Below are 11678 nucleotides of genomic sequence, written 5' to 3'. Positions count from 1 at the left end.
GTGACTATTCTATGGTTTCCGGAGCAAGTCCGGAATGACGTAGAGAGAATCTGCATTGGATAAATAGAGGTGTTATGGTGTTGATTTACTATCAGTTATGCACCACTCCCCGAATCCGTCGTCCTGAACAAGATTCAGGATCCATTTTTTCAGTGACTAATTTATGGGTTCCGGAGCAAGTCCGGAATGACGTAGAGAGAACGTGCTCAAAATTAATTGCGGTGTCATGATGTCGATTTCTTATCGGTAATACACCAATCTCCAAATCCGTCATCCTGAACTTGATTCAGGATCTATTTTTTCTGTGACTATTCTATGGTTTCCGGAGCAAGTCCGGAGTGACATAGAGAGAATCTGCTTTGGTTTAATAGGGGCGTAACGACTACCTTTGGTTAGAATGGTTCATTTCACCTTGCGTGAAAAGAATGCCAGCGCTTCGCGCTGTGTCATTAACCTTTCACACGATATTCACCTTGCGCAAATTGAACGTACTCGCTTCGCTCGCAGTCGCTACATTTTGCACGTTGCTACCAAGCATTGAAACTGGGTGGCGCTTACCATGACAGTGAATATAGGGAGAAATCTACTTAAGTTATGTATCAGCGGTTCTGTGTTAATATTGCTTAGTCAACATAAACTCGACGATGTGATTTAAAAATGCTGAACGAGTTGTCATTAAGTTAGCGCTAAACGATAGCTGTGTTTATATAAAGTCTTGCTGTGTTCCTACCATAGTCAAGAAAACGACCCTTTGGGTCGCTTTTATCCTTTCCTTAATGTCTATAATGATTGAAAAATATAACTGTAGCAACAGGTTAGTTATTGTGATAAAACTGGGTGCAATGATAACAATGCCCCATGGCTTGGTAGAAAAACGACCTATTCGGTCGATATTAGATTGTTATTACCACAATAGATATCAGGAAGTATCATTGAAATTTTTATTATTTTTATCAATTAGTCTTTTTTTCGTAAATACGGTTGAGGCTCAATGTAATAGTTCTTTGAATGACGTAAATGTTCAGGGTGTTTGTACTAAAATAAAAACTTACAAAAGTGGCGAAATCACAAAAACACCAGTACTCGTAGTTGCACTGCATGGTGACTCACCGTTTAATAACCCGTCTTATCAATATGAATTTGCAAATCAAATAGCTCTGCATTCTATAAATACTGTAAGCGTGGGTATGCTTCGCCCTGGATATACTGATCATTTAAAACGTACTTCTGATGGCATTCGAGGTGAAACGGTTGGGGATAATTATGATGAATCAAGAATCCATCAAATAGCAAAAGCGATTCAAAAACTGAAGGAATACCACAATTCAGAAAAAGTGATCCTTGCTGGTCACTCCGGAGGTTCTGCCATAACAGCTAAGTTAATTGCTCTATACCCTAGACTTATTAACCATGCATTTATTGTATCCTGCCCATGCAACATCCCTCAATGGAGAGCGGATATGTATAAAAGTTCTCATTATGAAGGTTTTAAAAAGAGTCTAGTTACTATTTCACCAATTGAGATGATTGACAATGTGGCTAATGATATCGGTATTACATTATTCGTTGGTAAAGATGATAAGGTAACGAGGCCATATCTGAGCAATGAGTATTTTATTGCACTTAAAAAAGCAGGTAAAAAAGTTGATTACCATGTAATTGATGGCGATCACAGATTGTTTTTGAACCAGACCGTTTTAAATTCGGTAGTGGACGTGGTGAGTGGCTATAACAAGCCAAGTCAGCCGGATTTGTAACATTGTCACGATTTTTTCTTTCCCACTTCGCGGGCAAAAAGCCCGCCAATACTAGTCAACACTGCTTGGGGCGTTATGTGAATTATGGATAGTCGAGCATTTTCAAAATTAATTGAGTTCTTAGAAAAAGTACCCTCTGTCACAGGTGTGATAGTGCATGGCTCTGAAGAGAAAGAAAGTTGGTGGGTTAAATTCACAATTGATACAACACATCATTTAGCGTGGAATACAGTCTAATAATTAGGACATGTTTTAAATTATTTATCACTAGATGAGAGGCAGACCTGCTTTTCGAAACCTACTTTAAAGAATTAGAAATAAACACATAACAAACCGCTTGAACAGAAGCTCAAAACTCCAGCTGCCTTGTGATTCGCTTCGCTCATTTTATTTCAAGGCAATATCCGTATTTGTCTGGGGTTAGCGGGGCGTTATGCACCTTATGGGAGTTAAGCTGTGTTTTTCAAGAAAAGTGAAAAATTCAAAGTTTATAAATTCTATATTATTGACGATGACCAGAATAAAATAGATAGACCTAAGTTGATGGACTTCATTCTGTTATTTTTCGAGAATAATTTACAAATACCATTGGATTTTGATATCGGCGGTCCTTATGGGATAAGAAAAGGCTCATCTTGTGGCATTCAAGCTCTTAGAAATAAACTCGAAAAACATGGGCACGATAAATATTATGCTTTAAGTGGTGTTACTGAAAATGTTGTAGGATTCGAACTCTTATTTAATGCAGTTTACAATGAACATGCGTATAGTGAATTAATTATTTGGTATAACCCGAAGGATTACGATTTAACTTTTGAAAAGGTAATTCGTGATTTGATATGTAGTTGTGTCATTAGCTATGCATATGAACTAGAAATCGAAGCTGGGTATAACATTAGCACGGAAACAAAGATTAAAAAGGGAATTCTGGGAGGGTTGTCTGTTAAAGTTTCATATGAGCATTTGGCATGGTTGGATGATTATGAAAATGGTGGCTACCGGGATATATTCAAAAATAATTTCATGAATCGCGCCCAACTAGCAAAGATGCAAGAGATAAACCAAAGTCTTAAAGTGAAAGAAATAAAAGGTAAGTACCTAGTAGAAATGGGTGCATAACAAGTCATTCAAGTCGTACAAAAACAGTTGGCTTTGTTCGTGCCTCACAAATTATCACCAACTATTATTAGCTGGTTGCAACGACGTTATGTACTAAGAATTTTGGTCTGCTGATTAGGAAAGACTATGCCTCAATTAAAAGATGGAAGTGATTTTCAAATAGATCACCATATTGTTGGTGATGAATCTGGTTTAAGAAATTTGATTTATGCTTGTGAAAAAGCGATTGAACAAGGCGAGTACATTGGAAATGTCCGTTTTAGTTTTCGTTTGTTCGTGGTTCACTTTTGCTTTTGGACGCAAAACAGCAGGCTTTCGCTCATTCTTCGCTTAGTTTATCCTGCTATTTTTCGCCGTTTATTAAGGCGTTATATACACTCTAAGGTTTGATGTTCTTTATGTTCGAATATTCACCAATAATTATCGGTTTCAGTTCTGTTTTATTGCAATTTTATATATTATCTAGCTTCAGAAGACTAAGCCCTAAATTGGCAACGAAGTTATATGGTGGTGTTGCCTTTAGCTCAAAATGGGAGCACCAAAAAAAAGCAACCAACTTTCTATATAACCCTAAAATTTGGCGTTTTGTTAAACAAACAAATATTAAGTGCGCACTGTACTTGAACTTTACTCTAACACTGACTTTTTTATTTCTAATATTTGTGGGTATTTAGTACATATAACATGTTATTAAAGCGGGAATGCTAAAGCTTAGCTCGGTTTCGCTCCGCTTCACAGTTTTCATTTTTTCTGTGACTATTCTATGGTTTCCGGAGCAAGTCCGGAATGACATAGAGAGAACATGTTCAAAATTAATTGCGGTGTCATGATGTTGATTTCTTATCGGTAATACACCAATCTCCAAATCCGTCATCCTGAACTTGATTCAGGATCTATTTTTTCTGTGACTATTCTATGGTTTCCGGAGCAAGTCCGGAATGACGTAGAGAGAACATGCTCAAAATTAATTGCGGTGTCATGATGTTGATTTCTTATTGGTAATACACCAATCTCCAAATCCGTCATCCTGAACTTGATTCAGGATCAATTTTTCTTTGACTATTCTATGGTTTCCGGAGCAAGTCCGGAATGACATAGAGAGAATCTGCTTTGGTTTAATAGGGGCGTAACGACTACCTTTGGTTAAATTGCTCACTTCACCTTGCGCGAAAAGAATGTCAGCGCTTCGCGCTGTATCATTAGCCTTTCACACGATATTCACCTTGCGCAAATTGAACGTACTCGCTTCGCTCGCAGTCGTTACATTTTGCACGTTAATCACCTTGCGCGAAAAGAATGTCAGCGCTTCGTGCTGTGTCATTAACCTTTCGTACGATAGCGCTTTGCACCAAGGCCATACTACTTCAATCTTGCAAGGTGATGTATGGCGATTGCATCCATCGGTTTTAGTTGTATTAAAGCAGTACCGTCTTGCTTTACAGTGATAGATTTCCCTATACACGGCCCTTGATTGGTATCCATGCTCAACTCATCACAATATGTGCCGGGTAGTAAACCGGTTTGAAACGTGGCATACATCATTTTATCTTCGCGATTAATCGCGACAAACCCAAGATCTCCGCGTGAAAACGCAATTTGGTTTTTACCATTGTCCCACCAATTTGAAATGGTTGGATTGGTCGGCCGTGTAACTTCTAAAACGCATTGCGCCGGCGATCATGGGTTTTCTATGTTCACATTGCCACAAGGTGTCTTGGCAGTTGAGTTTACCAGATTGGTGAACAGGCACTTTTGGTCCGCCAGCATCAGTATCGCCATTAAATTCATAACTGGACATCACTTTTGGATAACCATACGGATAGGCCAACATAAATACGTTAGCAAGGTCATACAGTGTTTTATCTTTAAACGTGACGATGTCGCCAGCACCACCGTGACCGCGCTGGTTATCGTGGTTGTCTGTGAATATAATGGCTTTTTCACTGGGTATTAAACCCCAGTCCTTAACAAAGGTTTTCAGTGAAGCCAGTTCCCCTTGTTTAAAAACATGGCTCAGTTTGACGCTGTATTTGAACTCTGTGACCATACCGTTGCTGAGATACGGCACTGATGAGATTGCTTCTCCCCCTTGATCTATGACTTCTTGAAAAATAAGCGGTGAGTCATTGAGCTGTTTTAAAATTGCGGCGATATCCTCAGTGGGCATATGTTTACTGGCATCAAGTCTGAATCCTGCCACGCCTAAGCCTGTAAGTTTGTTTAGGTAACTGGCGATTTTTGCCTGAACACCGATAGAGTCAGTATTTAAATCATGTAGGCCAACCAGTTCACAGTTTTGCACGCGCCACGCGTTATTTACGTAGTCAGTGCCATTGATAGTACAGGGTTTGTGGAAATCTTTAGGAGAGTAAATGGGGTAGTGCTTATTGCCATACGACTTGCCAGTAATACTTTTTACCGCTACCGTGGGCCATGTGATTAATCACTGCATCGACATAGATGTCCACGCCTTGCGCTTTGCATCGCTTAATCATATCGACAAATTGCGCTTTGTCGCCACTGCGACTGTTTATTTCATAAGTGACGGGCTGATATCTTGTCCACCACTGATCGCCTGCGATATGTTCATTAGGCGGTGACACTTGAACCGCTTTATAACCTTGAGGTCCTAAAAATGTCTCGCATTCAGTGGCAATATCGGGCCAAGACCACTCAAACAAATGTACAAATGTGGTAGGGGTATGCCCTGATGCATTCACGTTGGAAGATGCAATGAGTGCAAGTCCAGCTAGAGTAGGGAGTCGGTTATTTTTCATTCTTATATTTCTCATTTCTTTGGAGAAAGACAATATATCGGTCTTATGGGAATAATCGTATTGAATACGTATGCAAAATGGCAACCAAAAACGGTTGCCATACACAAATTTTAAGGTGTTATCTTAACACTAGAGAGCCTGTATGAGGTGTGTGTTTTTACCAAACTCAAATACGTTTAGTTTGCCACACTGCGCGAAGTGGTTATTGCTAGCATAAGGTCGGTTTGCTTGAAGAATATCACTTTCCCATCCTTGACCATTTTTGACAAATGCTTTTAGCTCAAACCAGCCTTGGTGAGTTTGATTGCAATCCATTTCTACATCAAGTTTCCAGTAGTGTGGTCCCCCATTGGTTTAAACCCGACTCACCAAATCCATGAAGATCGTAGGTTTTCTTTTCGCCCCAATTTGCAGGCCAAATATTGGTTGTCCAATCTAAAGCAGTCCCTTGGGCATGAATTGATTGATCAGGCTCAGTTGCCTGCCAGTCTAGGTAGGTATCTCCTGATTTCCATGGTGCAGTGGTTTGATTTCTGAGGTTTAGATGTCTAATTGGAATTTGGCAAAGTATGGGGTTTTGGTCGCATTGCAATCCTCGTTGTGACGCTGCATTGTGGTCCAAGCCGCCGCGTACAAACATATCTTGGCCGCTTTGTGTTTGTGCCTTTATAAATACAACCGTTCTTTGCCAATCTTCGTCGCCGTCATTAGGGGTATCTGTAGTCATACTTTGGTGATGGATCGCGATTGCATCCATAGAGGATAGTGATATTTGAGCAGTCCCATCGCCATCAACCGTAATTGCTCTGCCATTGCAATATCCCGAAGTTTTACCGCCAGAAAGCTCGTCACAATATGTGCCCGCAGGAAGACCGGTTGCCAACCTCACATTCATATTGTTCGATTCTCTATTGATGGCCACAAACCCTAAATTACCGCGCGAAAAAGCAATTTGGTTATTGCTATTGTCCCACCAATTTTGTACTGACCAGTCATCATTGGGTATGATTTCTAAAGCGCATTGCGCCTGCAATAAAGGGCTTTCTGTGCTCACATTGCCATTGCTGTGCGCGTTGCAATTTAGATTATTACCTTTGATGAACGGGTACCGTTTGGACCGCGCGGGCATCGGGTATTGCCATTAAATTCATCAGCTTAGACATTACTTTTGGATAGCCATAGGGGTAGGTAAGCATGAACACATTGGCCCAGTTCATATAGTTTACCGTCGTGGAAGGTGACAATAGAGCCTGCACCGCCATGCCCGCGTTGATTGTCATGGGTTATCAGAAAATACAACGGCTTTATAGCTTGGCATAAAGCCCCCAGTTGCTCACCAAAGATTTAAGCCAAGCAAGCTGGCCTGTTTTAAATGTTTCGCTGGAGTTTAAATGCTGTATTTGAACTCAGTGACTAAGCCATTTTGAAAGTATTCAGACGCTTGAACTGCTTCACCCCCCTTGATCTATGACCTCTTGAAACACCACAGATTGCTTATTGAGTTTACCGGGAATATCGCCGATGTCGTTTGCAGGCATATGCTTGCTTGCATCCAAACGAAAACCCGCTACGCCAATATCGAGCAAGTCATTTAAGTAATTTGCAAGCTGCGACTGCACATAAGGTGCATCGGTGTCCAAGTCGTGCAATCCCACTAATTCACAATGCTGCAGCGCGCCACGGGTTATTGCCGTAATCTTCAGGGTTAATTGCACAGGTTTGATGGAAGTTATTTGAGCTGTAAGATGGGGGTATTGTTTGTTACCAAACTGACTGCCTGCGACCCGGGTACCGCTTCCGTGTGCCATATGATTTATCACCGCATCAACATAAATATCGACCCCCTACAGCTTTACATCGAGAAACCATGTCGATGAACGCAGCTCTATCTCCGCCGCGACTGACAAGTTGATAGCTAACAGGTTTGATATCTTGTCCACCATTGACTCCCGGTGATATGTTCACTCGGCGGTGAAACCTGAACTGCCGCATAGCCTTGTGGCCCTAAAAAGGTTTCACAATTCTTTGGCGACATCAGGCCAAGACCACTCAAACAGGTGAACAAATGTCGTGGGTGCACCCGTGTTACTAGGCGTAGCATAGGTGCAGTTTGATGCAAGTACCGAAACACTTGCGACGATTGGTAGTATTATATTTTTCATTATTGTGCCTCTCATTTACATGAGTTTTACAATATAAGGTGCTTTGAGGAACATTCCATTGAATACGTATGCAAAATAGGATCAAAGTTGCATGTTGTTGTTTTATAATGCTATGAATTAGGTGGTTTAAGTTGTTTATTATCTATTAAAAGAATAAATATTTCTTTAGTGTTAAATAATTACTCTACTATAATGAACTCGGTGTACTTTTTATGGGTAAATAGAAGTTAGTGCAGTATTTAATCTGGAGTATGGATGCAAAAGGTCTTTGTAAGCGCCTGTTTAATGGGTAATTAAAGTGAGGTATAACGGAAGTAACTTATCGGCTGGATGAGTCAGATAAGCGTTGGTTAGATTTAAACGTTAAGCTTGTTGGTTTTTGTCCAGAAGTCTCTGCTGGTTTACCGATACCTAGAGCGCCTGCGGAAATTATCGGAGGCGAAGGGCGTGATGTCATCCACCAACAAGCGCGTGTTGTCGGAGATGATGGAGTCGATGTGACCGATGCTTTTTTAGATGGTGCGTATCAAGCGCTGCAAATTTGTTTGCAACAACAAATAAAATTCGCGGTTTTGGCAGAGGGTAGCCCATCTTGCGGAAGTGAAAAAATATATGATGGCACTTTTTCTGGTAAGAAAGTAAACGGTGCTGGCGTCACTGCACAACTGCTCAGATCCAAAGGCATCAAAGTCTATAGCCAACACTCTGTTATGCAGTTAATTGAGCAGCTAAAACGTAATAGCGAAACGGATATCTAAAACAATTAGTTAGTATATTCTTGCATTAACTTGCAAACTACTTGGGTTAATTGGCTATCATTTTGCATTAATTGCTTAAGCTTATCACAAGGTAGCCACATAATATCACAGGGTGTGTCACTGGTAATGTCGGTTGCGCATGCACCGCTTAGCAATGCTGTAAGAGCAATTGATTCGCCCGGCCCTTTATTTGTACAAGTGTGATTTACGTCATTACCTGATGATACGTTCCATTGCTCTTTAACGCTTCCTCTTACAATAACGCCAATTTTCGACATCGGCTGATTTTCGTTGCAAATTACTTGCTGCGCTTCATAAACCTGATGTTCTACAAAAGCGGACAGTTTTTCACGTGTGGTGAGCGGTAAGTTCTTAGCCCAAGGAATATCATTGGTAAATTGCTGTTGCTTGGTCGTTTTGAAGATTGACTCATTTTGAAGATTGGCCATCTTGTCTTCAACGCATGCTAATAACCTTTGTGCTTCGGGTTTATCTAACACAGCTTGCTTAAGTTGTGCGTTGATGACTGCACGTTCGCGATTGAGTAATAACCTAGTGGCAGCTTGTGTCTGTAAGGATTGAATAATTTCTGGAAAACTTTCGTGTAGTTCATTCATGCGCTCTAGTGTACGTGTTTTGTTATCTTTGACATCTTTCAACACTAAATCAGCTGCAGACTGGCTAGGTGCTAACGTTTGGACATGACTTTGCAGTGCCTCTTGTGCGTGCATAAAGCCCCGAGCAATGTCGTAACCCAAGGCAAGCTTCTTAAAGTAAAAGGTCAATAAGAGCTTGTTTAACCATGAATACTGTCTAAGTGGTTGCAGCCATTTTGGGGTTTGCCATACCGTATAAATGGAGGTTCTTGGGCTAATTTGGGGCTCACCGTCAAGGGCAGATTCAACTGCTTCGACTAACTTGCTAGTAGCTTGTTTGCTCAACATCCCTTGTTCAAATTGCGTCCAATAATGTTTGCGTTCAGTCTCGAGCAGTCGTCTTTTGTATGCCGTGTTGAGCTCGTCTGTGGTTATTTTATTATTTGATTCAGTCTCATTGAGCACTTGTAGCTGCGACTTTTGCTTCACGGTTTCCCAGTCTGCGCCTTGCAAGAATGGGTTGGTCATCATCACCGGCAGCATCTCGTGTAGCTCATTACTGATAGTGCCTTGGGCTTTGTCTACGGTCGCTTGCTTTGCCGGAGGTAATGAGCTTAAGCCGAGTATTTTAAGTAACCAGCCCATCGTGGAGCCATTAACCAAAATGGTTAAGACCACGATGCCTGCACATAAAAACAGCACCCGATCACCAATTTCTTTTGGTATTACATCACTGGCGACTACGGCCAGTGCCAAGGCTAATGACACCGCACCGCGCAGTCCACCCCAGCACAGCACCGCGGCTTTTGGAAAATTAATACCAATACCTAATCTAGTTAGGGCCGGCATACACACGGTGATAGAGAGTGCCCGAATGATTAAAATACCAGCGTAAAGTAATGCCAGCATTTTCCATGCTTGCATATCATTCAGTGGTACACGGATAGCGACCAATATGCCAACCAGTAAAAAGATGAGTGTGTTGGCCATATGGGCCATCATTTCCCAAAAATGATGTAAAAATCCAGCGACTTCAGGGCTGATCCGCGTTCGACCGATACTCGCAAACATTATGGCTAACGTGACAACCGCAACAACTCCTGATACGTGAAAATTCTCCGCAATAAAAAAAACTGAGTAAGCTGCCGCAATGGTTAAAGAGATCTCGATCATTGGGTCGTTAAATACATGCTCAATCCACATAATACATAGGCCACCCACGGCTAAGCCTATTGCCAGACCCACCAAGACAACTTGCAAAAACTCGCCAGTGACATGTAAAGGCGATGAAAGTCCAGCGTTGATATCACCACTGTAAGTTGCGGTAACCCACGCAAAAAAGAGTGAAAAGAATACGATTGCGGTACCGTCATTGAGTAGTGACTCGCCTTCAATGAGGGTTTCAAGGCGCTTTCGAGAGCTGACTTCTTTTAAAAGCGCGACGACAGCGACCGGATCTGTGGCACTGATCAAAGCACCAAACATCAGGCAAATGGCCCAGCTCCAGCCCCAGCCATCGGGTACAATGGCAAATATGAGCTCTGCAGTTAACCAAATCGCCAGCATTAAACCAGGGACAGCTAAAATCGCGATTTGTGTAAACATGCGGCGGAATAAATGCACTTCCATGGCAAATGCGCTTTCAAAAATGAGCGTCGGCAAAAACAGATATAAGAATAGGTGAGAGTCTATTTCGGCAACCAAAGATAAACTTTGGCCAAACTCTGGGGCATATGCATTAAATAAATCTCCCCTTTGCAGCAACCCGATTGCGATGCCTAACAATAAGAGCGCAACCGTGTAGGGGACTTGTGTGCCTTTTAAAATATGGCGCACAAATGCGCCAATAAAGAGTGCGAAGATCACAAACAGCAGGATCAACAGCCCTGTGCTAAATGCCATAGTACTGTGCCTATGCAGGTTGAATGCTCTAAGTTTAGAAAAGGAATGTCAGGTTCGCTAAGATTAAGCGGGATAGAGGCTGTTTAAATTTCAAAAATGTTCATACAATAGAAACAGATAGTGTGTGATGTAATTAGGTTGAATATGGTCAAAGGTAGTTGCAATTGTAACGCAGTGCAGTTTGAAATCAGTTTACCAATAACGGATATCTATGTTTGCCATTGCTCAATTTGCCGAAAAGCAAGTGGCGGAAATGGTGTGTCGGTTGCTGTGGTGAATAACCAACACTTTACTTGGCTGATAGGCACCGACAAAATCAATTCTTGGCACAAACCCAACCACGACTGGGTTTGTAGTTTTTGTACACAGTGTGGGTCAAACCTGCCTGGCAAAAACGATGAGCAGCGTATGTACGTGCCAGTTGGGTTAATCGCCAATGATGATTTAGCGGGTGCCAAGGTGGTTCACCACATGTGGGTGAGCTCAAAAGCTTCTTGGGAGGAAATTGGTGATGAAGGTCAGCAGCACGATGGGTTTATTGGTTAGTCTGCTTTGAAAAAGAGGTGCAAAGGGGCACCTCATTATATGGCAGTTATAATGTGTTTTA

General features: G+C 41.6%; 11 protein-coding genes and 1 pseudogene. 6 read left to right on the top strand and 6 right to left on the bottom strand.

Annotated features, from left to right (window positions below):
- The first annotated feature begins 932 nt into the window (after nucleotides 1-932).
- From JF50_RS14535 to JF50_RS14520, 4 genes are all read left to right on the top strand, one after another.
- Complete coding sequence (locus JF50_RS14535) at nucleotides 933-1757, top strand: alpha/beta hydrolase family protein (RefSeq protein WP_039608892.1); 825 nt, start codon at nucleotides 933-935, stop codon at nucleotides 1755-1757.
- A gap of 84 nt (nucleotides 1758-1841) precedes the next feature.
- Entirely contained in the window at nucleotides 1842-1994 is a 153-nt protein-coding gene (locus JF50_RS27195) for a hypothetical protein (protein WP_160290454.1), read from the top strand.
- Between the two features lie 219 nt (nucleotides 1995-2213).
- Nucleotides 2214-2876 (top strand): hypothetical protein, encoded by a 663-nt coding sequence (locus tag JF50_RS14525; protein WP_039608891.1) that lies wholly within the window; start codon nucleotides 2214-2216, stop codon nucleotides 2874-2876.
- 126 nt (nucleotides 2877-3002) lie between these two features.
- Nucleotides 3003-3266: a hypothetical protein gene (locus JF50_RS14520; RefSeq protein ID WP_039608890.1), complete on the top strand. Its 264-nt coding sequence runs from the start codon at nucleotides 3003-3005 to the stop codon at nucleotides 3264-3266.
- Between the two features lie 975 nt (nucleotides 3267-4241).
- Here JF50_RS14520 and JF50_RS26765 read toward each other — a convergent pair.
- The 5 genes and pseudogenes from JF50_RS26765 to JF50_RS27565 all read right to left on the bottom strand — a co-directional run.
- Nucleotides 4242-5653, bottom strand: a pseudogene (locus tag JF50_RS26765) (alpha-amylase); the annotation flags it as partial.
- A gap of 129 nt (nucleotides 5654-5782) precedes the next feature.
- The gene (locus tag JF50_RS27580) at nucleotides 5783-5968 is read right to left on the bottom strand and encodes a hypothetical protein (protein WP_235423437.1); all 186 of its coding nucleotides are present in this window, start codon (nucleotides 5966-5968) and stop codon (nucleotides 5783-5785) included.
- 7 nt (nucleotides 5969-5975) lie between these two features.
- A complete protein-coding gene (locus JF50_RS27575; protein WP_235423436.1) occupies nucleotides 5976-6707 on the bottom strand; it encodes an alpha amylase C-terminal domain-containing protein in 732 nt (243 codons plus the stop codon).
- Between the two features lie 397 nt (nucleotides 6708-7104).
- Nucleotides 7105-7461 (bottom strand): alpha-amylase family glycosyl hydrolase, encoded by a 357-nt coding sequence (locus JF50_RS27570; protein WP_235423435.1) that lies wholly within the window; start codon nucleotides 7459-7461, stop codon nucleotides 7105-7107.
- Between the two features lie 207 nt (nucleotides 7462-7668).
- On the bottom strand, nucleotides 7669-7815 hold the full coding sequence (locus tag JF50_RS27565; protein WP_235423434.1) for a hypothetical protein: 147 nt from the start codon (nucleotides 7813-7815) through the stop codon (nucleotides 7669-7671).
- Nucleotides 7816-8120: 305 nt separating this feature from the next.
- Here JF50_RS27565 and JF50_RS14500 point away from each other — a divergent pair, with 305 nt between their 5' ends.
- Complete coding sequence (locus JF50_RS14500) at nucleotides 8121-8573, top strand: DUF523 domain-containing protein (RefSeq protein ID WP_327077597.1); 453 nt, start codon at nucleotides 8121-8123, stop codon at nucleotides 8571-8573.
- Nucleotides 8574-8578: 5 nt separating this feature from the next.
- On the opposite strand, the gene JF50_RS14495 is transcribed toward JF50_RS14500, so the two are convergent.
- Nucleotides 8579-11071, bottom strand: coding sequence for a cation:proton antiporter (locus tag JF50_RS14495; RefSeq protein WP_039610124.1), 2493 nt, complete (start codon nucleotides 11069-11071; stop codon nucleotides 8579-8581).
- A 144-nt stretch (nucleotides 11072-11215) separates the two neighbouring features.
- Between JF50_RS14495 and JF50_RS14490 the strand changes: the two genes are divergently transcribed.
- Nucleotides 11216-11617 carry a GFA family protein gene (locus tag JF50_RS14490; RefSeq protein ID WP_039610123.1) on the top strand — a complete coding sequence of 134 codons (402 nt, stop codon included), beginning with the start codon at nucleotides 11216-11218 and terminating at the stop codon, nucleotides 11615-11617.
- Nucleotides 11618-11678 lie beyond the last annotated feature (61 nt).

Source organism: Pseudoalteromonas luteoviolacea (genome assembly GCF_000814765.1).
Classification (GTDB): Bacteria; Pseudomonadota; Gammaproteobacteria; order Enterobacterales; family Alteromonadaceae; genus Pseudoalteromonas; species Pseudoalteromonas luteoviolacea_H.
This window is presented reverse-complemented; position numbering and strand designations above follow the sequence as displayed.